24 protein-coding genes and 1 riboswitch are annotated in these 24,694 nt (G+C 46.1%); of the genes, 3 read left to right on the forward strand and 21 right to left on the reverse strand.

The window, feature by feature from the left end; genetic code table 11:
* From DP091_RS21165 to DP091_RS21215, 11 genes are all read right to left on the reverse strand, one after another.
* Nucleotides 1-191 (reverse strand): hypothetical protein (locus DP091_RS21165; RefSeq protein WP_373456942.1); only part of this gene is annotated, 191 nt, incomplete at its 3' end.
* Between the two features lie 103 nt (nucleotides 192-294).
* Entirely contained in the window at nucleotides 295-1,326 is a 1,032-nt protein-coding gene (locus DP091_RS21170) for a methyltransferase (RefSeq protein WP_113060133.1), read from the reverse strand.
* 133 nt (nucleotides 1,327-1,459) lie between these two features.
* Nucleotides 1,460-2,953 (reverse strand): FAD/NAD(P)-binding protein, encoded by a 1,494-nt coding sequence (locus DP091_RS21175; RefSeq protein ID WP_258394646.1) that lies wholly within the window; start codon nucleotides 2,951-2,953, stop codon nucleotides 1,460-1,462.
* A 282-nt stretch (nucleotides 2,954-3,235) separates the two neighbouring features.
* A riboswitch (cyclic di-GMP riboswitch) is annotated at nucleotides 3,236-3,330 on the reverse strand.
* A 229-nt stretch (nucleotides 3,331-3,559) separates the two neighbouring features.
* Nucleotides 3,560-4,597: a methyltransferase gene (locus tag DP091_RS21180; protein ID WP_113060135.1), complete on the reverse strand. Its 1,038-nt coding sequence runs from the start codon at nucleotides 4,595-4,597 to the stop codon at nucleotides 3,560-3,562.
* A 932-nt stretch (nucleotides 4,598-5,529) separates the two neighbouring features.
* Nucleotides 5,530-6,333 (reverse strand): ABC transporter ATP-binding protein, encoded by an 804-nt coding sequence (locus tag DP091_RS21185; protein WP_113060136.1) that lies wholly within the window; start codon nucleotides 6,331-6,333, stop codon nucleotides 5,530-5,532.
* Nucleotides 6,299-7,150 (reverse strand): ABC transporter ATP-binding protein, encoded by an 852-nt coding sequence (locus tag DP091_RS21190; protein ID WP_181469892.1) that lies wholly within the window; start codon nucleotides 7,148-7,150, stop codon nucleotides 6,299-6,301. The genes DP091_RS21185 and DP091_RS21190 overlap by 35 nt, the downstream gene beginning before the upstream one ends.
* Nucleotides 7,131-8,033 (reverse strand): nickel/cobalt ABC transporter permease, encoded by a 903-nt coding sequence (gene opp1C / locus DP091_RS21195; RefSeq protein ID WP_113060137.1) that lies wholly within the window; start codon nucleotides 8,031-8,033, stop codon nucleotides 7,131-7,133. Before opp1C ends, DP091_RS21190 begins: the two co-directional genes overlap by 20 nt.
* Nucleotides 8,030-8,962 carry a nickel/cobalt ABC transporter permease gene (gene opp1B / locus DP091_RS21200; RefSeq protein WP_113060138.1) on the reverse strand — a complete coding sequence of 311 codons (933 nt, stop codon included), beginning with the start codon at nucleotides 8,960-8,962 and terminating at the stop codon, nucleotides 8,030-8,032. Before opp1B ends, opp1C begins: the two co-directional genes overlap by 4 nt.
* 18 nt (nucleotides 8,963-8,980) lie before the next feature.
* On the reverse strand, nucleotides 8,981-10,564 hold the full coding sequence (gene nikA / locus DP091_RS21205; protein WP_113060139.1) for a nickel ABC transporter substrate-binding protein: 1,584 nt from the start codon (nucleotides 10,562-10,564) through the stop codon (nucleotides 8,981-8,983).
* Nucleotides 10,565-10,597: 33 nt separating this feature from the next.
* Nucleotides 10,598-11,902, reverse strand: a complete 1,305-nt coding sequence (locus DP091_RS21210) for an MATE family efflux transporter (RefSeq protein ID WP_181469893.1) — start codon at nucleotides 11,900-11,902, stop codon at nucleotides 10,598-10,600.
* Between the two features lie 411 nt (nucleotides 11,903-12,313).
* Nucleotides 12,314-12,562: a type B 50S ribosomal protein L31 gene (locus DP091_RS21215; protein WP_113060141.1), complete on the reverse strand. Its 249-nt coding sequence runs from the start codon at nucleotides 12,560-12,562 to the stop codon at nucleotides 12,314-12,316.
* A 451-nt stretch (nucleotides 12,563-13,013) separates the two neighbouring features.
* Between DP091_RS21215 and DP091_RS21220 the strand changes: the two genes are divergently transcribed.
* Nucleotides 13,014-14,027 (forward strand): permease, encoded by a 1,014-nt coding sequence (locus tag DP091_RS21220; RefSeq protein ID WP_113060142.1) that lies wholly within the window; start codon nucleotides 13,014-13,016, stop codon nucleotides 14,025-14,027.
* A 16-nt stretch (nucleotides 14,028-14,043) separates the two neighbouring features.
* Entirely contained in the window at nucleotides 14,044-14,964 is a 921-nt protein-coding gene (locus DP091_RS21225; protein ID WP_113060143.1) for a TIGR03943 family putative permease subunit, read from the forward strand.
* Nucleotides 14,965-15,102: 138 nt separating this feature from the next.
* Here DP091_RS21225 and DP091_RS21230 read toward each other — a convergent pair whose 3' ends face one another.
* The 3 genes from DP091_RS21230 to DP091_RS31990 all read right to left on the reverse strand — a co-directional run bounded on the left by DP091_RS21230 (nucleotide 15,103) and on the right by DP091_RS31990 (nucleotide 16,636).
* A complete protein-coding gene (locus DP091_RS21230; RefSeq protein ID WP_113060144.1) occupies nucleotides 15,103-15,285 on the reverse strand; it encodes a hypothetical protein in 183 nt (60 codons plus the stop codon).
* A 315-nt stretch (nucleotides 15,286-15,600) separates the two neighbouring features.
* Nucleotides 15,601-16,233: a CobW family GTP-binding protein gene (locus DP091_RS21235; RefSeq protein WP_113060145.1), complete on the reverse strand. Its 633-nt coding sequence runs from the start codon at nucleotides 16,231-16,233 to the stop codon at nucleotides 15,601-15,603.
* A 31-nt stretch (nucleotides 16,234-16,264) separates the two neighbouring features.
* Entirely contained in the window at nucleotides 16,265-16,636 is a 372-nt protein-coding gene (locus tag DP091_RS31990; protein ID WP_113060146.1) for a (2Fe-2S) ferredoxin domain-containing protein, read from the reverse strand.
* 240 nt (nucleotides 16,637-16,876) lie between these two features.
* Between DP091_RS31990 and DP091_RS21245 the strand changes: the two genes are divergently transcribed.
* Nucleotides 16,877-17,878: a CobW family GTP-binding protein gene (locus DP091_RS21245; RefSeq protein WP_113060147.1), complete on the forward strand. Its 1,002-nt coding sequence runs from the start codon at nucleotides 16,877-16,879 to the stop codon at nucleotides 17,876-17,878.
* A 206-nt stretch (nucleotides 17,879-18,084) separates the two neighbouring features.
* Here DP091_RS21245 and DP091_RS21250 read toward each other — a convergent pair whose 3' ends face one another.
* The 7 genes from DP091_RS21250 to DP091_RS21280 form a co-directional block, all read right to left on the reverse strand.
* Nucleotides 18,085-18,543, reverse strand: a complete 459-nt coding sequence (locus tag DP091_RS21250) for a Fur family transcriptional regulator (RefSeq protein ID WP_113060148.1) — start codon at nucleotides 18,541-18,543, stop codon at nucleotides 18,085-18,087.
* A gap of 191 nt (nucleotides 18,544-18,734) precedes the next feature.
* Nucleotides 18,735-18,962 (reverse strand): sulfurtransferase-like selenium metabolism protein YedF, encoded by a 228-nt coding sequence (yedF, locus tag DP091_RS21255; RefSeq protein WP_015735163.1) that lies wholly within the window; start codon nucleotides 18,960-18,962, stop codon nucleotides 18,735-18,737.
* Nucleotides 18,952-20,106 (reverse strand): selenium metabolism membrane protein YedE/FdhT, encoded by a 1,155-nt coding sequence (gene yedE / locus DP091_RS21260; RefSeq protein ID WP_258394647.1) that lies wholly within the window; start codon nucleotides 20,104-20,106, stop codon nucleotides 18,952-18,954. Before yedE ends, yedF begins: the two co-directional genes overlap by 11 nt.
* Before the next feature lie 244 nt (nucleotides 20,107-20,350).
* Complete coding sequence (locus DP091_RS21265) at nucleotides 20,351-20,851, reverse strand: DinB family protein (RefSeq protein ID WP_113060150.1); 501 nt, start codon at nucleotides 20,849-20,851, stop codon at nucleotides 20,351-20,353.
* 85 nt (nucleotides 20,852-20,936) lie between these two features.
* Nucleotides 20,937-22,109, reverse strand: a complete 1,173-nt coding sequence (locus DP091_RS21270; protein ID WP_113060151.1) for an MFS transporter — start codon at nucleotides 22,107-22,109, stop codon at nucleotides 20,937-20,939.
* Nucleotides 22,106-22,933, reverse strand: coding sequence for a MerR family transcriptional regulator (locus DP091_RS21275; RefSeq protein ID WP_113060152.1), 828 nt, complete (start codon nucleotides 22,931-22,933; stop codon nucleotides 22,106-22,108). Before DP091_RS21275 ends, DP091_RS21270 begins: the two co-directional genes overlap by 4 nt.
* A gap of 168 nt (nucleotides 22,934-23,101) precedes the next feature.
* Entirely contained in the window at nucleotides 23,102-24,688 is a 1,587-nt protein-coding gene (locus tag DP091_RS21280; RefSeq protein WP_113060153.1) for a bifunctional metallophosphatase/5'-nucleotidase, read from the reverse strand.
* Between the last annotated feature and the right edge of the window lie 6 nt (nucleotides 24,689-24,694).

Consider the following 24,694-nt stretch of genomic DNA (forward strand, 5'->3'; position numbering starts at 1 on the left):
TCAGTCTCGGTAGCCTGGGCCAACTCGGCGATCGTCTTGGGCCCATCAACAAGATGGTCAGCGACCCCAAGAAGAGCCGCAGCCCGAAGCGTGGCTGGATAGATAAAATCCAGAGTCTGTTCCAGCAAAGAAAGGCCTGCTGCCTCCCTATCAGATCCCTTTACCTCTTTTTGGATATCAAAAATATTCATAAAATACCTCCTCGTTCTTATACCTGTATTAGATAGCGGTTATCGCTTATCACGGCCGTATTCTCAAAGGTTGATCAATTAGGCAAGTCCATTGAATTTCAATTCAGTTTGCTACAGCTTCGACGATCGAAATATAACACCCGGTATCGATGACGCGGTTCAGCCGTAAGTCAGCTCCGTCTAACAATCGACGAAACTCTTCTTCCCTGCGCTCACGTCCCCCCTCGTAGATCGCCATACAAAGGAGATCCAGGTACTTACCTGTATGTGGCGTATTCCCCGATGGGATGACTGGGTCCATCACGAGCACCCGACCGCCAGGAGCCATCGCCTCTCGACAGCTGCGTAAGATACGAGTGGCTTGCTCGTCGGGCCAGTCATGCAAGATGTACTTGAGTACGTAGATGTCTCCGCGGGGGACCGACTCGAAGAAGTCTCCTGATACGAGTTCCCAACGTTTGTCGTCACCTAGCTCCCCTAGCTGATTCCTAGGCAATACGTGCGGCCTATCAAATAAGATACCGTGCAATGTAGGGTTTCTTTGTAATATCCGTAGCAGTAAACGGCCGAAACCGCCGGCGACGTCAATAACTGTTGCACCCTCCGGAAAATCATAGCTGCGCGCAAGGAACTCGTTCTCGATCTCCGACATCGACGCCATTCCGACGTGGAAATCGTCAGCCGACGCCCCCTTTTGAGCCCAGTAGTCGAAGAATGACATTCCATAAATCCGCTTGAAGGGAGGGGTACCACGGACACCCCAGTCAATCTCACCACTCGGACGCCAGAATGTCTCATCGGTGAGCATCAGCACCCCTGCCCGCAGCGATAGAGGCACATCCGTTCGCAAGAACTCTGCCGCGGCGGTTAATTCGTACTGTCCGCTCTCATTCTCACGGAACACCCCCCGACTAGCAAGCAACCGCAGTATCCGATAGAGCCTCAACTCGTCGCTTTTGGTGGCCTCGGCCAGCTCGGCAACCGACTTCGGCCCGTCAACCAGATGATCGGCAACTCCGAAGAGAGCAACGGCGCGAAGTGCTGCTGAGTAGGCGTACTCCACCGTCCGTTCCATTAAGAACAGTGCCGCCGCTTCACTTTCAGAAACTGCAACGTCTTTTTCGGTTTCTAGCATTATGAAGACCTCCTATAAGTTAAGTTTTTATTGAGAGACGGTAGATTGTCGTGACACGATTAATTCGTGACCTGCTTCCACATGGATTGCACGATGTAAGTATAGTCAACATTGACCTGGATACTGGACTTGGCTATGCGTATATCGACCTGGGGCTGTGTCGTGCTGTTTTTGTCGCTTTTTGGTGTTCGACAATCGATTGGGCAACATGGGCTGAACGCCGCGCAAGCAAGAATATCCCGTTAAAGATATATAACGCTCCGCTAACGGTGTTACCAAGTGCGTATATTTGTGTCTGTGGTCGGTTGAGGGCATCTATTAGTCTACTGGTTGTGCGCTCAACATTGAGACCGCCAAGGGGATGGGGACTCGCTTGTCCAGTTTTCAGCAATCCCTCTATGAGTGGCAAAGCCAGCGGAGAGGGTCGACTTTCACCGGAAATAGCTGAGAATACTCTATCAAAGCGAATGGTTGAGTTACCTTCTGCAAAAGCTACAAAGTGACCTTGTTCATCCTTTGAAACTGACCGTAGTCCCCGTAGAATGCTTAGCTGGCCTGAATCGGCAAGTCTAAGTATTTGAGCTGCACGATGTTTCGGCATGGGACAACATAGACTGTAAACAATGTGCCGAAAATTGCTGTATAAAAATTTCTTCTCGGCGCAACTTAGAAAGTACCACGCGTCCTCACAAGCAGTTGCTAGTATTTTGATGCAAAGCTGACTTGCAATCCCGCCGTCATCCAAACGTGCCATTTGAAGCCGTAATCGATCGATTCCGTAGCGTTCTGAAAGTACTTCATCGATTATCTCCTGTTTTGATGCTCCAGCGTGATCAAGCTCCCTGTATGTTAGTTTGATAAGATCCCTGATAGATAAGCTTCCTTTTGCAGCAACAATATCCTCAACGCCTTTTACCGTAAAATACTGCAAACTGTACTTGACTGGTGGACGACGTACCGAAGGAAGAAGTCCTCGTCGCGACATGAGTGTAATAGGTCCACGATGATTCTTTGCCATTAATCCAAGCGTAAGATCTACTGCGGACAGCCCAGAACCTATAATTCCTACGCGTTCATCGGCGCCTATGCTACTCAAGGTTTCTTTTAAAGGATAAGGTGTACTAAAAAATTTATCTTGTCCTTGAAGTCCGTAGGGATCTGAGCTGGTTGCACCGCCCATGCATAAGACTACATAGTCAAACTTGTAGTTTCGTGTCGGTGTTTCTACGGCAACACAGTCGCTTAGTGTCACTTTAGTAGCCTGTTCGCGTATATATTCGAAAGTATTCATGCATGCTATCGATTTTTTCGCTGAATCCTGAAAATACTTGCCGATTATTGCACGCGGCGCAAACATGGTGCCTGCAAAGTGTGCATAGCCGTTAGCTTTTAACCAGTCGGCAACGTGCTCCGTGTCCCAATATCGTACTGACATGTCAGAAGTGTATACATTTGTTAAGGCCTCGGGCATATCGGGCGCATAATTAGGGCCGCACCATGGGTTTGGCGATGGGTCAAACACAGTTACGTCCAAATATGCATAAGGATTCAGGAGGTCACGGACACGAATAAGACTTTCCAACATGCATACTGCTGCCGGTCCTCCTCCTACGAGAGCGACGCGAATTGGAGATCACCCCTCAAGGTAGATTTCACCTACTAATCTTTTAAAGATGATGTCGTACCGAACGGAGCCAAACTATCCTGATACCAATTTTCCGGCTATGGCTATTTGGGAAAGTGTTTTATTGAGCATTTAGCTGCTGCGATCCTGTTCCAGTTCCGTTGCTATTAGTTTTTAAAACGTAAACTATAATATATGGCGCGGCATACCCCCTTTACGAGATTAAAGTAGAAACACAAAAATCCCCGTCAAACGTGTTTGAAATAGACGGAGGTTTCCGTCGTATTCGGCAACTGGCTGGCATCGCGATCATGATGATATCCGCTTTAGCCCCTTTAGCTTTGCGTCGCCACCTTTCGGTGGGTTTGCTATTATCGTACGAAGTATGATTTTGTCAAATGATTAAATAACATCAACTTTGGAGTCAGTATAAGCAATATTCCAGTCAAAAAAAATACCCAAAAATGGGTATCTATTATAAGAGACTATGTCCTAAGCAACGCTTCTAAAGGTTTTACCAGAGCCAGCTCGGAAAGGTGTGCTACTAATTTAAGTAAACACACCTTCATGACCGATCCGAGCTACCTTAAAGTGAGCCTGTCCCGAGCCTCAGTCGGCTACTGCTTCGATGATCGAAATGTGGCAGCCGGTATCGATGATGCGATTCAGCCGTAAGCCGGCCCTGGCGAACAATCGGTGGAACTCCTCTTCCGTTCGTTCACGACCTCCCTCGCAAACCCCTATGAGGAGTTGGTCTAATAATTTACCTATATGCGGCGTATTCCCCGGCGGGATGACGGGATCCATCACGAGTACCCGGCCGCCAGGAGCCATCGCCTCTCGGCAGTTACGCAAGATCCGGATGCAATCCTCGTCGTTCCAGTCATGTATGACGTACTTTAGCATGTAGAAGTCCCCGTTATTCGGAACCGACTTGAAGAAGTCCCCTGGAGCGATTTCCCAACGTTTGTCGTCGCCCAACTCCCCGAGCCGGTTCCTGTTCACGACGTGCGGCTGATCGAACAAGATTCCGTACAACGTAGGATTTCTCCGCAAGATCCCCAGCAGCAAGGCGCCTAAATTACCTCCGACATCGACGACGGTTGCGCCATTCGGAAAATCATAATTTCGTACAAGGAACTCGTTCTCTTTATTCGAGAATGAATCATATGCGAAGTGGAAATCGTAACCGTCAGACGACACCCCCCTCTCTTTCCAGTATTCAAAGAAGTTCTTACCATGAATCTTCTTGAAAGTATCTCCACGGACGTTCCGAACAATCTCGCCGATAGAGCCCCACATAACTTCATCGGTGACCCACAGTACACCTGACCGCAGCGACGACGGAGCGTCCGTTCTCAAGTGTTGGGCTGTGTCGGTCAACTCGAACTGTCCGCTCTCGTTCTGACGAAACACCTCTTTGGTAGCGAGTAACCGCAGTACCCGGTAAAGACTCGACTCATCTGCCTCCGTAAGCTGGGCGAGCTCGGCAGCTGTCTTCGGCCCGTCCACCAGATGATCCGCAACGCCAAGGAGAGCTACAGCCCGAAGCGCGGCCGAGTAGACATAATCCAATGACCTCTCCAACAAGAATAGACCTGCAGTTTCACTTTCGGAAAGTTTTGTATCATTTTTGTGCTCAATCATGTTCTTAACAAACCTCCTCGTTAGTAAATAAAGATGCCAATTACTCGCTACACATGGTCATAAAGCATCCGTAAGTAAATTCTGATTTTTATCACCTCCCCTCAGTTTTATGTCGCCACCTTAGAGTCAGTTTTATTTCTTAGTGATTCAATCGAGCATTTTATTGAGTCTTATAGTTATGAGTGCTCACTTAATTATTATTATTATGGATAGAATATAAATTAATAGAAATACCCAATTTTGGGTATTTCTATTAATTTATAACTCATCTATATCTAATGGAAGTGAAAGATGTGTAACTGCGAAACTAGAATTAACGGATAACCCTTGTACATTGCATGCTGGTACCGTCTGATAACCAATATAAGGACTGCTCCATGCTTTTTGCATCAAGGCAAATATTTACCGTTCATAATGCACTTAACGGTAATAGTTAGATACTCATCTAAGGTAATCGGAACATGTTTTTGTCCTCTACGGCAATCGGTACAAGTTCTTTTCATTGGCTCGGGACAAGAACTTGTACCGATAAAATAAAAAGCCTCTAAAATAGCAACTTTCAGTGGGACGTTCTTCTTATCCCTCGACAATAAATCATGAAACATAATTGACACAAAAGCATTCTCTAATGTGTTCCTTGAGCGATCTTCATACCGAGAACACTATGAATAAAGCTTTGTCCTGGAGACCGTGCAAGCATCTGAACATATACACAAAATAAACAAAAGGAAGCTACCCAAAAGGAGCTTCCTTTTTTTGAAATCCACGCAGTCCTTCTAATGCTGGATGTAACGTCAGAAGAATAACCTATCTCAATATTTTGTGAGTCAAGTGTGCTGCAATGAAAGCATCGGGTACATGGTTACTTCTACTTATTTCTTTAGACGCTTAAGGTCAATCCCAGCCCAGATATAGGAAATCGAAACTTTTCATCATGAATTAACATTGTGGCTACTCGTCCGGTTGAATCTCGATTGAAAGGGAAGGATCGAGTTCACCAGTAACTTCACATATTCGCTCTGTGCACACATAAAATGGTTGCAATCAAGCTCCTCAATAATCACCCCATCCCTCAGAAAGGCTAGGCGATTACATATATAGGCTACGGCTTGCAGATCATGCGCTATGAATAAATATGTTAATTGAAACTCCCTCTGGAGCTCCTTTAAAAGGGATAGAATTTGAGATTGCACAGAAACGTCGAGCGAGCTAATGGCTTCATCCAAAACAAGATAGCGCGGCCGCGTGGTCAAGGCACGCGCAATGCATACGCGTTGCAGCTGTCCACCGCTTAGCTCATGCGGATACTTCTTTAGATAGTCAAGGGGCAGCTCTACCCGCTCCATCAGCTCTGCAATGATCGTTTCATGTTCGGCATGAGCGTTTTTGCCGCTTCGTAGCATACAAAGCGGTTCCTCGATAATTCGCCGCAGGGTCCAGTTCGGGTTGACGGAGGTTCGATAATCCTGGAACACGACACTGAATTTTCCTTTGTTTTGCTTAATCCACTTTTTATGAGGCACACCATCTATCCGAATGGTCCCGCCGTCACTGGTTTCTAATCCAAGCAGAATCCGGGATAACGTGCTTTTGCCGCTGCCGCTCTCCCCTACAATGCCCAGACAGTCTCCATCGTTCAGATGAAAGCTGACGCCGGTCAGTACATGCTTTTGGGTGTGATTCCGCAGCCCACGGTCAGCCTTATAGCTTTTCTGGAGATTCTCCACCGTAATCATTCTCTTTGTTCCCCCCGCTATGCAAAGTGTTCATAAAGCTATCTGAAAGCTGCAGGCGCGTGCTAACTAAATATTGGGTGTAGGCATGTTTAGGCTCATTAAAAACATCAGTGACCGAGCCCTGTTCCAACACTTCTCCATCTTTCATGACGATAACGCTGTCGGCCAACCGCTGCACCACTCCCAGGTCATGGGAGATGAGGATCAGTGTGGTACCCGTCATTTCCTTTAAGGACTGAAATTGATTGACGACTTCCAATTGATTAATGGAGTCTAGAGCTGTTGTAGGCTCATCCGCAATAATAATGTCCGGCTTCAGAACAAGAGCAATCGCAATCATACAGCGTTGAAGCATCCCACCGGACAGCTCATGAGGATAACTCTTATAAACGGCAAGCGAATCCGGGAAATTCAATTTTTTCAAACTTTCCAAACTCAATCGCTCAGCTTCTCTTCTGGATACCCCCAATACCTGCATAAAAGTTTGTTTCATCTGGAAGCCCATTTTCTCAATGGGATTGAAAGCCGTCATTGCATCCTGAAGAATCATACTGATTTTTAGACCCCGAATGGACCTCCGCTGTTTTTCGTTGTCCTTCAAAATATTTCGGCCCTCGAAAATAATCTCTCCTTCAGATTGAATCCAGCGGGGATTCACACCCAAAATTTCCCGAACAGTCATCGTCTTTCCACTACCGCTCTCCCCAACAATACCAAGGCAAGAATTTTTTTGCACCGAGAAGGAAGCATCTTTTACAATTCTTCTTTGGGTCTTGAGATCAACAATATTAAGATGCTTAACGGTCAGTATGGTCACTTACCATCTTCCTCCCCTCACCCAAGCGGAATAGCTTGCGTTGTTGCTTCGGGCTTGCCATGTAAGATTTCGAGTTCATGGCCTGCTGCAGACTGTCACCGAGAAAATTTAGCGCGACGATGACAAGCAGAATGGTAATACCGGCAGGTATCATTTGCCAGGGATGGGTGAACAACACATTCTTCGCTTCATTCAGCATCATTCCCCATTCAGGAGCAGGAGGTTGCACGCCCAATCCAAGGAAGGAAAGGGACGAAATACTTAGAATCACCCAGCCCATCTCTAGGGTCGAATGTGTGGTTACTTCACCGGAGATCCCGGGAACAATATGCTTTCTCATAATATAGATTGGAGAAGCCTGATGGACTTGAGCGAACTTTACATAGTTTTTTGATCGATACTGCTGAACGCTGCTATAGATCATCCGTGTATACCAGGCCCACTTGGACAAAATATTCGCAATCACGATATTCATAATCCCGGGTCCCAATATGCCGATAATAGCTAGAATCATCACCTCTGACGGGAAAGACAGCATAGCGTCGCAGAAACGCAAAATGACTTCCCGGACTCTTCCGTTCGAATAGCCGGCTAGAATTCCAAATGCGACCCCGGAAAAAATCGTCACACTCATAGCGAGTAGAGCATAAAAGAACGTGGTGCGTATGCCGAATAAAATCCGTGAATATAAGCATCTTCCCAGATGATCAGTCCCGAGCGGGTACTCTGCGCTTGGCATGGCAAGCTTCATATCCACCTGAAGTAAGGTCGGATCATGCGGAGCAATTAGAGGGGCGAAGATCCCTGCAAGGGAGACCACGCCCAAAAACATCAAGCAAGTGATACCCAGCTTATCCTGTTGAAGACGCTTGAAAAAACTCATTTGGCTTCCCTCCGCAAACGTGGATCTATCATCACGACCACAATATCTACCAATAAATTGCAAACGATAAATAAAACGGCCATCATCAGAATATAAGCCTGGATCACAGGATAATCCGAGTTAAAAATAGCCTTGACGCATAAACGACCTATGCCGGGCCAGGCAAATATATTTTCAACAACAACAGTCCCAGCAATCAGACGCGGAATAGACATGCCGAACGCGGTAAGAGCCGATTGAATCGAATTGGAAAACACTTTCCACATCACAGTGCTCTGTTTGAGTCCGCGCAGCTTGGCATAAAGAATGAAATTTTCTTGCGTATTTTGAATCATATTATTGCGTATCAGTCTGACATAGGTGGATAAAAAGGTTAGTGACAAGGTGACGGCCGGCAAGATAATGGATGAAGGACCATTCTTCCCGCTTGTCGGAAGCCACCCCAGATAAACCGAAAAATACCACATGAGCAGCAAGCCGATCCAGAAGCTTGGCATCGCTGACAGCAAAAAGATGAAGCCCCGCAAAAAACGATCCTGCCATCTATTCTCGAAGATGCTGCAGATTATCCCGATGGAAACGCTGAAAAGGACAATAATTATAAGTGTAGCCCCCGCTAATTCAAGCGTTGGAGGAATCGCTTGACGCATTTCTTCCAATACAGGCTTTTTATTGACGTAGCTGGTACCCAAATTCCCTTGAAAGCTGTCCATAATCCAGTTTTTATATCGGATAAGAAAAGGATCGTCAAGTCCGAGCTCTTCGCGCATGCTCTGGACCAGTTCCTCGGTCGGGGTAATCTGATTTACACGCAGAGCAATCTCTGCCGGATCACTAGTTCTTAAATTAATTAGAATGAACGCCAAGAAGGTAACCAGCAGCAGGAGCGGAACGGTACCTGCTATGCGTTTTATTACATACTGTTTCATAAAGGACTCACTCTCTGCTTACTCAAAATACATGAGCTCAAACGGGATTTCATATTGCGATACATTGAAGGAAACGCCCTTAAGCTGTTCGGCATGAATCGCTTTGACAACGGAATAAGTCAACGGCAGATACACAGCCTCTTCATTCACATAGCTGAATATTTGCTCATATTTCTCCGCCCGCGCAGTTTCGTCCTGCTCAACGAGAACATCGCTGATCGTTTGGTCCAGCCATTTCTTCTTTTCCAGACCTGCCTGAGCCTGATAATCACCATGCGAAGGCACACGCCAGGTTGACACATAGGTTTGTGGATCATAAGGCAAGCCCCAGGATAAAGAGTATTGCAAATCGAATTCACCGGATTTTTGACGGTCGAAATAGGCTTGCTTTTCTTCACCCAACAGTTCAAGCTCAACGCCAATCGCTTTGAGATCATTTTGCATCGATTCCCCAATCGTTTTCTCCTGCGCATTATCAGAATTATAGGACAGCATCAGGTTAAGCCTTTTCCCATCCTTATAACGGTAGCCATCGTCTGATTTTGCCCACCCTGCTTGATCCAGCAAAGCTTCGGCCTTCTGGGTGTCATAGGAACGAACCTTAAGCTCAATGTTGGCGTACGGAGTGGATTTAGACATCAGGACATCCGCAATTTGCTCCGTGTCGTTGAGAATGCCGGTCGCGATCGTTTGTTTGTTAATGGCATATTGCAATGCCTCGCGAACCAGTTTGTCAGAAGTTGCTTCTCGCTTGCTGTTCAGCAATATCGAGCGCGAACCGGATGGCGGACTGATCTTCGTTACATACTTGCCCTCGTCTTGCAGGGAGGAGAAGGCATTAGCATCTAGCATGTCGCCGTCCGCGCCAAATATGAGATCAATCTCGCCGTTCTGCAGAGCAAGTAGAATCGTCTGGTGATCCGGCATGACCTTCCAACGAACATGCTGAATCTTCGGTTTATCTCCCCAATAGTTCTCATTGACACTAAACAACGCGTATTGATTGTCTTTATGCTCGGCCAATATATAGGGTCCCGTGCCTGCATAACCATTGACGCCATTCGCTGTTGTTCCGTCGATGAAACATTTAGGGGAGATCATTCGGAAAGGACGCGTAAGCCCCAACTCCTCCAACGTCGGATAATATGGTGTTTTTAGTGTCAAGGAAAACGTATATTCATCGACAACTTTAGTTGAATCAATAACCTGCACCAGATTCAGCCAGGCATTCTTCTCATAGTTGGCTACGACGACATCAATATTTTTCTTGACGGCCTCCGCATTGAACGGTTCACCATCGCTGAATTTGATGTTTTTTCTTAAATGGAACGTATAGGTCAAACCATCCTCCGAGATCTCCCATTTCTCAGCAAGCTTGGGTTTAACGCCCTCCGGTGTATTCATGACCAGAGATTCAAAAACCATATTTTGTGCAGCGAGTTCGCCACCCGTCAGATGCGGATTAATATCGCGAATATCTTTGGTGCTGGCAAACACTAGTTCGTTCTTGTCCACTGCCGCAGGGTTATTCTTGCTAGCCTGGCTGCAGCCTGTTAATACAATCAGTAACGTAAACATAGCAAGTAAAAGTTTCTTTTTCATGAATCCTCCTGAATATAATTGTAGTAGATGTAATTAAGATGAGTATATCGACCGCTGTACTCTCCCGGTGTACATGGAGGTACAAACAGTACGCATCAAATGAAAGATAACGAAAGACAGCCATATGCCGTGACTACCCCACGACAACCCTGCTATCCAGTTAACGGGAATGTAGATGAGCAGCGATATAAAGATGCCGTTGCGAATGGCCCAAGCCTGTGTTACCCCTGAAAATATGCCTTCCAGTTGCAACCCCCATACACCGGCTATACTGTATAGCGCGATCCAAAACATATGTTCCCGCACGGCCAACTGTACCTGTAGGTCGCCCGTAAACCATGACACAAAGTCTAACGGATCAACGATGAGCACAAGCCCCATCAACACGGCAAAGAGCGCTCCCCAGACTGCTGATAATTTCAACGCAGTCCGATAACCATTGATATTTCCTTCACCTGCAGCCTGTCCAGCAACAATGCTGGAGGCATTAGCCAAGCCACTGAACACATAGGCTAGCAAATAATGGAGCTGCAGCAATATGGCGTTGGCTGCCAATACTGTTTCATCCATTCGAGCCGCTTGAACCATAAACAAGCTGGTCATCACCAATAAGCAAATCGTACGTAGGAAAAGGTCGCGATTCACAATCACCATTTTTTTAATATGGCAAAGATCAAACAGTTCTCTTATCTGGAGATGAACTAGTGCGAATTGCTTGCTGTATCGAATGATCACGAAGCCAATTGCTACGCTGATTATTTCAGACACCAAGGTGGCAACTGCAATACCAGCAACTCCCCAGTCCAACTGCACGGCTAACCATATTCCAAGGAGCATATTTAGCACATTTGCGAACAATTGAGAAACCAAGGTCAATTTAACCTTCGACACCCCAATCAGCCAACCCGTAATGGTATAATTCAGAAGCGCGAAGGGAGCTCCCCAAATTCGTATGTCAAAATAGATTCCAGCTTGCTGGAGCACTGCATCGCTGCCCCCAATGAGGTGCATGGCAGCCAGCAAAATGGGCTTTTGTGCCGTGATGAACACCACGCCTAACAAAATCGCGATCAGCAGAGGTCTGATGAAGGCATATGCAAGCTGCTCGTCGTGCTTGGCTCCAGCCGCTTGAGCCGTAAACCCCGTGGTACTTACTCTTAAAAAACCGAATAACCAATACAGGTTGTTAAATATTAATGTTCCCACAGCTACTCCACCAATATAGGACGGATCCCCCAAACGACCTGCAACGGCTGTATCAACCGCTCCCAGCATGGGGACGGACAGACCGGTTATAATGAGAGGAATGGAGAGCTTAAGGTACTGCCTGTGTGTCATTTTAGCTCCTTTATATGTAATTATTACGAAATTGAACACTGATAAATATCTATAGCTTTTACGCAAACCGTACAACCAGAAACTATACATATTTATCGTAATTGTTACGATTAGGATTATAATTTAGCTTTCTTTGAAATGTCAATGGAATAAAATAACTAAAATGAATTCCCTGGTCTCCTGTTATCGTCCGGCTGCGAAAATGTAAGTCTTCAACACAACAAGATTGATCGGTGCATGGATCTCTGCTTATCTTATCCGTCTAATGCCCAATCCGATCGATAAGTGTTACCTTTTTCCCGTGACGAGCGGAAATGAACAGTGTATCCCCTTTTATTCGTACATTTTCAGTAAAAAAAAGACAGCGTGATAATTCACTTCACGCTGTCACATATAGGCAGCCCTTTTCGACTACTTTTTATAACCTAATCGTTTCTTGAACTTATCGACGCGACCGCCGATCTCAGTATTTTTCTGTTTGCCTGTGAAGAAAGGGTGAGACGCGGAGCTCGAATCTACGCGGATCACAGGATAGGTATGACCGTCTTCCCATTCCATGGTTTCTGAAGAAGTCTTTGTGGAGGCGCTAAGAAATGTATAGCCTACGCTCGCGTCCAGAAATATGACTTTCTGAAAGTTGGGATGTATCCCTTTTTGCATCTGATGTCCTCTTCTTTCCGAGTCATTTGACTCCTTGAAAATTTTTATTCGTAAGAATTACGAAATACATCATGAATGAATATTAAAGTATTCATTTATATCTGTCAACTTTCAGGCTCGATGGTAATGGGAAAACATCAACCTTAATTTTTCAACTCTCCATCTAGAAAATAAGGATGCTCCGATGCCCCATCTCATTTAACAAGCGCAAATTACGACATGCCGTATCAAAAACTTGCACTCATTTCACACAACATAAAACGGCGCTTACCACAAAAATTATCTATTCCACCATAAATCGAGAGAAACCCAAATGGAACGAAAGATGTTGTCAATTGACTGCCTTTCATGATTTAATGATAATTATTACGTATTAGGTAAAATACATATCTGAAAATCGGTACATTATTCACACTTCTCCAGCAGCTGTCTATATATAGGAGGAACTGTTTTGCGTAAGTGGCTTTCAAAGTCCGGACTCAATCTGGCATTTGTCGTAATCATTCTAAGTATCATCTATGTTGCATTATTTCCAGACGTCATCTCAAACTTAAGTTTTCCAGTCCCCGATATGGACAAAATCCAGACATTTAAAACGATGCTAATCAGCATCGTATTGGAGGCATTGCCATATATCCTGATCGGTGTATTTGTCTCGTCACTCATGCAGCTGTTCCTGTCAGAACAATGGATCGCTCGGTTCTGCCCGAAAAATCCGGTCCTAGGCATTATATTCGCCTGTACGCTAGGCATTATCTTCCCGGTCTGTGAATGCGGCATGATCCCTATTGTTCGCAGACTCATGGTGATGGGGATGCCACTTTACATCGGGATTGTTTTTATACTGGTTGGACCGATCGTTAACCCTGTTGTTTATGCCTCAACGTACCAAGCCTTTCGTTTACAGCCAGAGATCGTTTATTCCCGAATGGGCCTGGCTTTGGTCGTTGGTTTGATCATCGGGCTTGTCGTCTATAAATTTGTATCGGGCAATCCATTGAAAAGCGCTCAAACCGCCCGGCATTCCAATGCAAATGACGCTTCACACGGACACTCCCAGAACAAATTCCTCTCCATGATGGATCATGCCGCTCACGAGTTTTTTGACATGGGGAAATATTTGATTATCGGTTCCATTATAACGGCAGCTATTCAGTCATTTATCCCCAGAGAACTTCTCATACAACTTGGACAAGGTGAGTTAAGCTCCCATCTGTTCATGATGGCATTTGCCTTTATATTGTCGATTTGCTCTACTTCGGATGCTTTTGTAGCTTCATCATTCCTGCAGACATTCTCCGTATCCTCTATCATTAGCTTCCTTGTATTCGGGCCTATGGTGGATTTCAAGAGCACATTGATGCTGCTCTCTGTCTTCAAGAAACGCTTTGTCATATTTCTGATCGTTCTTACAAGCGTTACCGTCTTGATTCTCTCGATTGCGCTTGGACAAATGATGTTCTGAAGGAGGAGTATATCAAGTGAAACACCAGCGTAATGAAGCCGTCCATTATTGGATACGGGCGATCATCCTGCTCATCTTTTTATGTTATATTGTCTATCTCGTCAAGACGGGGACGTTAATGTATTATATTGCACCCAGAATGAAAATCTTTATCCAGTTAGCTGCAGTCGGGCTTTTTCTTCTCAGTGTCAGTCAAGCATACCTGGGCATGCAAACTGTCCGAAAACGCAGCGTCATGTGTGAGTGCCAATGCAATCCGCCGAAATCCCTTAAATGGAATGTCGGGATTTATTCATTGTTCATCTTTCCGTTACTGCTGGGATTTCTCCTTCCCAATACCATCATGGCCAGTAATGTCGCTTCGATAAAAGGGATGAATTTAACCCCCGCTCGACTGGATGCGGAGTTGCAAAAAGACGTTCCGTCAGATGAACCCGAAGGAAAGGATTCGTTCGATGCTGAACAAGAAATTCCAATGGAACCTGAACCGTTTCCCGAATATGAGCATTTAGAGGACTTTGCGGAGTTCGGCAAGAAAATCAACGAGCTTCCTTATATCACCGTAAATGACACTGGTTTTATGGAATACCTGACAACTTTCAGTCTATACGCTGACGCTCTGACTGGAAAGAAGGTTGAGCTTACAGGGTTTGTCTATCGGGAACCCGATATGGCCGCTAATCAGTTTATCCTCTCCAGGCTGGCCGTCCAATGTTGTTCTGCTGACGCCACTCCCTACGGGATCATCGTTGAAGATGATGATGCTGCCACTTTGCAGAAAGACACATGGGTTCAAATAACGGGAACGATCGGAAAAACAAACTACAATAATCTTGACGTCGTGAAAGTGGATGGAAAATATATTCAGCGGATCGATGCTCCGGAGACTCCTTATGTGTACCCTTACGTGGACAATTTTAACAACCTACTGGATTAGTAATACAAGTAAGCTGAGTCATATCATTTGAAATACACTAAAAAACGAGCCCTTAGAGAATATCTCGAAGCTCGTTATACGTTCATTATTTGCAATGATTTCAAAGAATGAGATATCTTCCCGGTTTCGTTTAAGCCTTTATCCAGCAACATGCGAGCACGCGTTAAAGTCTATTCTGACATGGAATAAACGACGGGTGTATTCATGCTTTGGCGAATCAAACAGCTGTTTGCAAGGTGCAAATTCAACAACTTCTCCTTTCTGCATAACGGCCACCGTATCATCCATTTCAGCAATTACGTCTTTTTTATTCGCTGTCATAATATCCATTCCTGGTTATTTATTTGGCACTGCATGTTACACACTGTTCCAACAGCCCTTTTAGCTCATTCTTAGGAAACTGCTCTCCTATAAATACAGCTAAGTCTTGAACCTTTCCTTGCGGATTGGTCGGAATAAGTTCTCACTGCCTGTATGCGAATTGAAACATCATACGTTGTCCGGTGCCTGTAATGCGTATAAACCATGACGTGATCATAAGAATGATGATGCACATGAGCGGCATTTTGAGAATGCTGATCATGGTGACTATGGTTACATACAGATTGCTGATGTGTATTCTCTTGATATGATTCCTCAAGAGAAATAGGAAGAGTATCTTTTAGAAAGATTGTATCCAGGCACGGAATAATCGATTTGACAATGAACGGTATCATACCGTAATGCATTAGGATTTATTGATTCAATAATCTTTCTCAGCTCGTTCAAGTCTGAAATCTTAATAAGCTCCGATTTGTTATGCAGTAAAACGGATGCACATCGGATTTGATCTCTCATGAGATGATAGGTCTTTCCAGACCCTTTCCGATACCCATGTTGGAAATGTCCGGCGTCTAGCACTGTAATCATCGCGCAGATATCAATTGGAATCAATAGTGCTGCCTCTGTTACCGCCTCGAAGATATCGATCGGGTTCGCCACACCAGTAGCTTCAATGATGATTAGATCTGGAGACGATTCATGCACCAGTTTTTGGATTTCCATTCCCAAATCACCACTTATTGTGCAGCAGATACAGCCACTTAACATTTCTCGCAACGGAACATCCTCATTCACAAGCTGACCATCCAGGTTGACATCGCCAACTTCATTCATGATGATGGCAGGACGCACTCCTTTTTTCTCATAAAAATCCAGCAATTTGGATAGCAATGTCGTTTTACCGCTCCCCAGAAAACCAGACAAAACAACAACAGGAACCTTTTTCACCCATACTCAACTTCTTAAAGTCATTATATTTTTAGCTACCAGCTGCTGGAGCTTTATCTTTACCTTTAACGGAAAGACCAGACGCTATGAATTTGCTGTCAAACGAATATACCATGAGCTCTTCCAAACAATCTCCCGAAAGATGTCTTCGCACTAGCTCTCTGCCAAGGTCAGGGGTTATAGATTTATACCATGTCCCTTCTGGGTAAGCAATTACGACACAAGCGTCCGCACATCGGCCATTACATCGAGTACGTGTAGTATGAATGAAATTGTCAGCTCCAAGCGTAGTAATTTCATCCCGGATTGCTTCCGTCACTTCTTCGGCATTCAGCTTCATGCAACTACCGCCATTACATATAAGTAAATGACAGCGAGTCTCATTTAAATTCCAAGTCGTCATAGAACATCTCCTTGTCTATCGATACATATTACAGAGGAGGTTGAACAGCTCCCCCTCCCATTTTAATTGTAATTATTACGATTATACACAGGTATAAAGTATGTTTCAATCTTTAATTCGATCTTGTTGTGAATCTGAAGAAGTTTTCAAAGTGCTGTTTGACAAAAGAAAAACGGAGTTCTATACTTGTCTTAATTGTAATTTTTACAATTAAGACATCTGTCTCGAGGAGTGATATTTATGTCAATTCAACAGACCGACCCACGGATTCCCGTCACGGTACTGACAGGTTTTCTCGGAGCCGGTAAAACGACCTTACTAAATCATGTGTTAACAGCGGAGCATGGCGAAAAAATAGCAGTCATTGTCAATGAGTTCGGCGAAGTAGGTATCGACAACCAACTTGTTGTAGGAGCGGATGAAGAAATCTTTGAAATGAACAATGGCTGTATCTGCTGTACGGTACGAGGCGACCTCATCCGTATTCTTAATCAGCTTAGGCATGCGAAGCTGGGAAATGGTGATCGCAAAGCAGATTTTGAACGGGTGCTCATCGAGACGACAGGTTTGGCAGATCCTGGCCCGGTTGCTCAGACTTTCTTTGTCGACCCAGAAATAGCCGATTTTTACAAGTTGGATGCCATTGTAACGGTTGTGGATGCAAAGCATGTTGAGCAGCATTTGGACGACGGACATGAAGCTCAGGAACAGGTCGCCTTTGCAGACGTGCTTTTGCTGAACAAAACGGATCTTGTTTCTGAAGATGAACTACAGAAGCTGGAACGTCGCCTTCGTACAATGAACTCGGCAGCCAAGCTATATCATACCCAGCAGTCCAAAATTGACATTAACCAAATTCTCGGAATAGGTGCTTTTGATTTAGAGAAGAAGCTGGAGATCGAACCTGGATTTCTGGAAGAAGAGCATGATCATGAACATGACGATGAAGTAACCTCTATTTTCTTTCGGGAAACTCGACCTCTTGATTTCAAGAAAGTCGAACGTTTTCTCAATGAATGGTTGGTAGACCACGGCGTAGACACATTCCGATATAAAGGCGTTTTCAACATTAAGGGAGTTAAGAAACGAGTCGTTTTTCAGGGCATTCATATGCTGTTCAGTTCATATCCTGACAGGGACTGGAGACCAGATGAAGTGCCAACCAGCGAATTTGTTGTGATCGGTCGTAATCTTGACGCGAACTGGTTCCATGAACAGTTTGCAGGCTGCGTAGCCACCTAAGAAATAATCGATTTAAACAACAGACCTCTTAGTCACTTTCGTTAGTAGGGGTTCATTCGTTTAGAGCTCGGCATAACTGTGCGCTAATGGGATGGCAGGCTTTGCGCAAAGTGATTAATCAGTATAAGAATAATGACTCCCCACCACAACAAGTTTAAAAGCATGGTTCCTTAGGACGGGACCATGCTTAATGAATATCATGTCTTCTATTCCATAGTCACTTCTTTCTCCAGTGCCTGGCATACTTCACATATCCCATAGACCTCAAACCGGTGTCGCAAGACTCTGTAGTCCCCGGGTAATTCAAGACCATGGTCCATTGGGCAGTAGTCAAAGGGAAGCGTTTTTTCACAATTGACGCAAATCAGATGATGATGGTGGTGAGTCAGGCAGTTCTCTTTGAATTTTAAACCTCCGTCCATAAAGTAGAAATGTTCCAAAACCCCCATCTCACTTAACATACGAAGATTACGATAAACTGTATCCAGACTCATGCTTGGGTAATGAACGGACATTTGATCGTAGACATCTTTGGGCGATAAATAGCCATCGTGATCGGCGAAGATTTGGGCTAATGTTCTTCGTTGTTCCGTCACTCTCCATCCATTTCGCGCCATGGTATTCAACATATCTTTAACTTTGGTTTTGTTCTCCTTCATAAACATACGTTCCCTTCCTCAGTATACAAAACATCCAGCAAATACCGTCGCTCCGTTTTGAAAAAGACTTATCTTTTTATTTTAACAAGAAAGAAGGAAAATGTCATATGTAGTGACTTAAGATTCCGGCTACCCTGATAATACGAAACAGCCTCCCTTCTAGTAGGGAGGCTGTTTACGCAATTATGATCATCGTATTACGCCTGGATAAACAGGCTGAATTCCTGGCCGTTTTTGACCGGCTCCTGTGCCATAGTATAGCCGTGTTTAACGACTTCCTCCGGCACGTTCCGAAAAGCGGATGGACAGTCCGAAATAACCTGAAGCGTTTGCCCTTTTTTCATATCACGGAGTGTTTCGAGGGTGTAAATGACCGGGTAAGGACAAGATTCCCCCCGGAGATCCAGTGTGAAATCAACGGACATGGGTTGCATCCCCTTTCTTGAATCCAACGCCGAAGCGGTAGTTTTTTTGCCAGTATGCGGCGACAGCGAATCCGCCCCCGAGTACAAGCAGCGTAATCAACAATGCAGCCGCCGGACCCATGACGGTGATCAGGTTGATAGGCGAGCCGCTCTTCACAAGAAGGTTAAATACCCCCATATGATCCCATGCATATGCCAAAGCGGTTGCACCTATTATATTGCCGATAAACACGGGTAAAAAGACAACTTGTCCCTCCATCAGCCGGTACATCATGCCGGTCTCGCAACCGCCGGCCATAACAATGCCCAGGCCGAAGAGCAATCCGCCGATAAAGGTGCTTGGGGCGGCAATTTTTGTAATCGGGTCCAGACCGTATACAAGAATAACGATTAGTGTAGCGACTGAGCTGACCGCCATACCGACGGCAATCGCTTTTGTCATCGTAGCCCGGCCGCTGATCCACAGATCGCGGAAAGCGGAAGTAAAGCAGATCTGCCCCCGTTCGATCAGAATACCGAATGCTGCTCCGAAAAGGGCGGCTGTCCCCAGCATAGTGCGACCAGTTGCGTAGAAGTATACGATCAGCGCGATGTACGCAAGACCTAGCAGGCCCCCCAACAGGGGTTGCCTGTTCTTACCCGTTTTAACGGAAGACGCGGTACCGCCCTTTTTCAGGACGGGCTTCCCTTTCCACCATCTGGTGTTAACCAGCCGAGCACCTAAGAATGTGCCCGCGCCGGTTGCAACGATAAAGATCCAGGAATGAAGGGAGAATTGTGGGACGCCGGTAAAAAAGGCTGCGAGATTGCAGCCCAGAGCCAGCCGGGCTCCGAAGCCCGCGATGATTCCTCCGGCAAATCCCTGAACGTACCGCCGTTTCTGTCTCGGCATTCGGATCTTGAAATTGCTGCTCAGCAGAATCGTAATGAGGGCTCCGATAAACATGCCCCATACGATCCAGCCGTCGGTCCGCGTCCAAGTCGTTCCATTCATATGTACGAGGTCGAAATACGCCCAATCCGACACATCCACCCCGATGAATTCCAGAATATGTCCCCCGAGACGGGTAAACTCACCGGTTACCGCCCATACCGTATGGGTGATTCCAAAGTAAACCGCGCTGAGAATACCGGCCAGAGCCATAACCAGATAAGGGCTCCAATAACTTCCGAACCATGTTGAATATAACTTTTTCACTTGCCTCAATAACTCCTCTTCCATAAAGTCACGACACTCATCTATGGTAAAACCCGCAAATTCCATTTTACTATAAAAACTGAAATACAGGGATGAAATTGTTCATGTAATTACATCGGTAAACCAAAAAAGCCGCGAATGTTCGCGACTTTATTGCGTGTATGTTCTTGTTATACGAGTTCATTCATGTTCAAAGCGGCGGGTTTGCGACTCCCATTTGTATCCAACCTTCCTTTGAAGGACCATATACCGCAGGGATATTCAATCCCGCCTGACGCATAAGAACGGTGACCTGCCCTCTATGATGAGCAATGTGCTTAATCAATCCCATAAAGATGGCAGCATTTGATTCCTGACGTCCAAAGGCATTTTGAATTTGTTTTAAAGTTTCATCCGTCCATTGTGCTTCAAGAGCCGACGCTACTTCTGACCTTATTTTTCTAAAGGTCTCGGCGATTTGTTTCGCGGAGGGTACATTATCAGAAGCTTCCACCTGATCGAGAACAAGCCCGAATTCAGTCAAATATTCAGGGGTGTTCGTTACGAAATGCCAAGCAATTCTCCCCAGCGTCCTGCCTTCAGGATATACCTGCTGCCGTAATGATTCATCCGTCAAACTGTCTAACACCTTTTGCGTTAATTCCGCTTCTTTCTCCCATTCTGTAATAAAATCTGAAACGGTTGTATACATGATTGGTTCATCCCTTCCTAAGAAATTTAGTTCAATATTTGATGGATAGGATGTAAGATAATCATCCTTAAACGCATCATATCTGCTAATAGTGACAAGGGTTGTCATAGTTATTTTTCCCATTAGCGAACAATCGAACTGCTAGCAAGAGCGCCAGCATAACCATGACAAACCCGGACCAACCCAGATTGTCAATGGAGGAACTGCTGATCACCAATCCGCCGATTCCTGAGCCGAGGGCGAAGCCAAATTGGATAAACGAAGTGTTGACGCTTAAGGCAATATCCGGCGATTGCGGAACCAGGGTAACTAAATATAGCTGCTGTGCTGGAGATGTCGCCCATGTGGCGGCCATCCATAACATGATTAATGGAACAACAGCGTAGATCGAGCCGCTGAGCCAAGACAACAGCAGCAACGTTCCCGCTTGGATGGACAGTCCGGCGTAGATCGTGAATCTGGACCCCTTCGTATCCGCCATCCCCCCTCCGAATTTGGAGCCAGCAAAGCTGCATATCCCCGATATCAATAGAATACCGGAAAGCGCTGTTGCGGATAAATCACTATTCCGCTGAAGATAGGGGGATATAAACGTAAATAGCGATGAGTATCCTCCGATATAGAACAGCGTAATGACTACAGCCAGCACCATTTTTTTATCTTTTAATATCGACAGCTGCATTCTAAGAGTAATGGCTTTTTGCTCCGTAATGGACGGAACCTTGGAAACGACTGCCAAGAACGGGATCACCATCAGCAAGCCAGCGATGATGAATAAGGTTCTCCACCCCATGGTTTCGCTCAAGAACGTACCGATCGGCACGCCGAGCACCAGGGAGCTGCTAAGTCCCATCAATATGGTGCCGATCGCGCGGCCCCGATTCCGTTCTTCAACCATACGCGTGGCTACGGCCATGGCAATGACCGTGGCAGTTCCACCGCTGAGTCCCTGGATTATTCGAGTCAGGAGCATCATTTCAAGTGTGTCACTGACATAGACGAGACAGCTGCTGAAAATAAATATGCCGAGCATGACAAGCAGCATTTTTTTACGGTTCACCCGGATGGTTGCGGCGATCACTACGGGTGCGCCTATCGCTGCGGAAAGAGCGAATGTCGTAACGAATGATCCAGCGGTGGACGTCGTAATGCCAAGATCTTCCGCTACGATGGGAAGAATTCCGCTTATGATGTACTCGATCGTCCCAATGAGAAACACGGCTAGGGCAAGCAAATAAACGATCCATTTATTACTCATGCGCGTTCCTCTTCGCATTCAATTGGTAATTGAATTTCGATGAGACAAACCCCCGGCTCACCTGATAAGGGCACATAGGTTTCTCTTCCGGGCTGGTCGCTTCGAACAAGATAACCATGCTGCTCAATCCATTCGGCAAGATCCAGGCAAGCCGATTCGGAGTACACCGAATCCGAGCGGAATAACAGTGTGGCCATGGTCTCAGAAGGCAGAAGTCGATATTGGAGATGCTCCGGCAGCTTCATGGTGTTCGATTTCACGGCATAACCAGCTTCGAACTCAAACACATGCTCCTTGCTGCCGGATACGTTCCACAACAACGTCTGCGGACCGTATAATAGAGACTTGGATCGGCCAGCATGCAGCCCATCGAACATTTCGAAAAGGCTTGGGATATCCTCAACGGTGCCATGGGAAGCATACGTGATCATGTGCATGGCTTCAGCGCGCTTCAAGACAACCTCTTGTTTTTTATTTACTTTTCCTTCACGTTCCAAGAGCTGCATCCTTTCTTTTACCCGGACAAGCCTAGAGCGCTCCATATCAAGATGCCGTTCAATTTCACTCTCCTTGAGCCTCAGCATACCGCGAATCTGTTCTGTTGATATATCTTCATGAAGGAGCTTTGCGATCTGCTGTAATGTAAACCCCAATTCCTTAAATATGACGATACGGTTGATCTCCAGTAGTTGTTCGGCGTAATAATACCGATATCCCGTCGATTCATCGGTCATGGCCGGCTTCAGGATTCCGAGCTGATCATAATAGCGAAGCGTTTGTAACGGAATTCGGCTCAGCCTGGAAAACTCGCTGATTTTAAACAATGCTTTCACCCTCTATCTTGATTAGTTGGTTAGAGTATAAACTCTCTAGTTAGGTATAAAGTCAAGAGGGCTAAATAAATTCGTACGCAAGCCGCCATGGTAAGGACTGTTCCGCGACACAAGTTGATCGATTTATAGCCTCTTCTTAAGTTAACAATCACCACCAAGCTATTGCCTCTCTATGACAATTTTCCAATTGTCATTACAAGCTGCTGGGATGCTTCCGCGCTCCGAGATATACTGTTCCACTAACTCAGCGGTGTCGATCAGTATCTCCCGTATCACTCTCTTCCCTTGGAACATTATGTAATCCCCTCCTCCTCTGGCCCGGTAGCTGTTCAGGACCACATCCAGCTCCATCTCGTCAAGCAAGTCTGCACCGTTATATTTTAAACTGATGACCCTTGATCCCGGCGCGCATGCAATGTTTAATGTATATTCAATGCCTTCCCACATGTCGTAATTATAGTGCTGCGGTTTCGGCTTCACATATGCCGGGTTCACGGCAGGAATCCCACCCGGGCCGACCGTAAAATAACAAGCTGTCTGTTCCAGCGCGTCCCGGATGTCGCGTCCGGTCAGACGAAGAACGACCAACGTATTCGGATATAAGAAATTCGTAAGGATATCCCGTCTTGTAATAACCTCTCCGAACCCCTTGGAATCTTCACTGAGTAATGACGCGCATGAAACGTTGACTCCCGCATATTCCATCTGCACGCGATGGATAAACTCGATAAACGGATGCTCCGCCAGCCGACAGGCTGTAGGATCGTATATGCCCATGTCCCCCTCGACTCGTCCGATCGGCTCGTCGAGCCATGCCTGGGTCCGTTCCTCCATTTGCCGGCTGGAAGCTAACACGACTGTGTCAATCGTCGTCCCTGTGTCCGGTCGCAGCAACTCGGCCCGTTTTTCTACAACCTTCCATCGTTCCTGTTCCTTAACCAAATCCACACGGATCTTGCCGATGGCCTGTCCATTGAAGCCGGGTTGGACAACCGTCACTCCGTGCACCTGCGTGGCCAGCAATCGATGCTGATGCCCGGTAATGAGCACATCGATGCCCTTCGCCTCGACACACATGGCATAAGCCTGGTTCTCCCCGGTGATGCTCTCCGCCGGCTCCCCGGTTTCCAAATCGCACTCAAATCCGCCGTGGTACGCCACGATCATCACATCAGGTTGCTCCTCTAGACGAATGCGCGGCACCCATTCCTTCACGGTTTCCAATGCGTCTTGGAATTCGAGACCCTGAATGTGGGACGGATTCTCCCAGCTTGGAATGTAGTGTGTCGTCACACCCATAACCGCCACCCGGATGCCACCGATGTGCTTGATTAAATAAGGCTTTCCAAAGGCGGGCTCCTTGCTATCCTGCAACCGGATTCCGGCTGACAACCAAGGAAACCGGGAATCCTGCACCGCTTTTTCAAGCGTCTCCATACCGTAATTGAATTCATGGTTACCCGGAACGGCTGCATCGCAGCCCAGCTCATTCAGCGCACCAATCATCGGATGGATATCCGCTCTGCTTTTAACTGCATAGGAAGCCAGCGGAGAGCCCTGAATCAAATCTCCGTTATCGATCAGCAGCAGATCCGGATGGATAAGCCGCTCTTCACGGATCAGGGACGCCAGCTTGCCGAGTCCCATATCCCTTTCGTCCCGCGTCCGGTAATCCGTAGGGTACAGATGTCCGTGTAAGTCGCTGGTGGCAAGCACGGTAATCGTCATTCTATTCGTTGGATTCATACCATC

The sequence above is a fragment of the Paenibacillus sp. MDMC362 genome (genome assembly GCF_003269305.1).
Taxonomy (GTDB): Bacteria; Bacillota; Bacilli; order Paenibacillales; family Paenibacillaceae; genus Paenibacillus_AQ.

Excerpts from the sequence above, each read along its gene's own strand:
- DP091_RS21170 (WP_113060133.1), bottom strand. The coding sequence starts at position 1,326 with ATGCTAGAAACCGAAAAAGACGTTGCAGTTTCTGAAAGTGAAGCGGCG.
- DP091_RS21180 (WP_113060135.1), bottom strand. The coding sequence starts at position 4,597 with ATGATTGAGCACAAAAATGATACAAAACTTTCCGAAAGTGAAACTGCA.
- DP091_RS21185 (WP_113060136.1), bottom strand. The coding sequence starts at position 6,333 with ATGATTACGGTGGAGAATCTCCAGAAAAGCTATAAGGCTGACCGTGGG.
- opp1C (WP_113060137.1), bottom strand. The coding sequence starts at position 8,033 with ATGAGTTTTTTCAAGCGTCTTCAACAGGATAAGCTGGGTATCACTTGC.
- opp1B (WP_113060138.1), bottom strand. The coding sequence starts at position 8,962 with ATGAAACAGTATGTAATAAAACGCATAGCAGGTACCGTTCCGCTCCTG.
- nikA (WP_113060139.1), bottom strand. The coding sequence starts at position 10,564 with ATGAAAAAGAAACTTTTACTTGCTATGTTTACGTTACTGATTGTATTA.
- DP091_RS21210 (WP_181469893.1), bottom strand. The coding sequence starts at position 11,902 with ATGACACACAGGCAGTACCTTAAGCTCTCCATTCCTCTCATTATAACC.
- DP091_RS21215 (WP_113060141.1), bottom strand. The coding sequence starts at position 12,562 with ATGCAAAAAGGGATACATCCCAACTTTCAGAAAGTCATATTTCTGGAC.
- DP091_RS21230 (WP_113060144.1), bottom strand. The coding sequence starts at position 15,285 with ATGACAGCGAATAAAAAAGACGTAATTGCTGAAATGGATGATACGGTG.
- DP091_RS31990 (WP_113060146.1), bottom strand. The coding sequence starts at position 16,636 with ATGACGACTTGGAATTTAAATGAGACTCGCTGTCATTTACTTATATGT.
- DP091_RS21245 (WP_113060147.1), top strand. The coding sequence starts at position 16,877 with ATGTCAATTCAACAGACCGACCCACGGATTCCCGTCACGGTACTGACA.
- DP091_RS21250 (WP_113060148.1), bottom strand. The coding sequence starts at position 18,543 with ATGTTTATGAAGGAGAACAAAACCAAAGTTAAAGATATGTTGAATACC.
- yedF (WP_015735163.1), bottom strand. The coding sequence starts at position 18,962 with ATGTCCGTTGATTTCACACTGGATCTCCGGGGGGAATCTTGTCCTTAC.
- yedE (WP_258394647.1), bottom strand. The coding sequence starts at position 20,106 with ATGGCTCTGGCCGGTATTCTCAGCGCGGTTTACTTTGGAATCACCCAT.
- DP091_RS21265 (WP_113060150.1), bottom strand. The coding sequence starts at position 20,851 with ATGTATACAACCGTTTCAGATTTTATTACAGAATGGGAGAAAGAAGCG.
- DP091_RS21270 (WP_113060151.1), bottom strand. The coding sequence starts at position 22,109 with ATGAGTAATAAATGGATCGTTTATTTGCTTGCCCTAGCCGTGTTTCTC.
- DP091_RS21280 (WP_113060153.1), bottom strand. The coding sequence starts at position 24,688 with ATGAATCCAACGAATAGAATGACGATTACCGTGCTTGCCACCAGCGAC.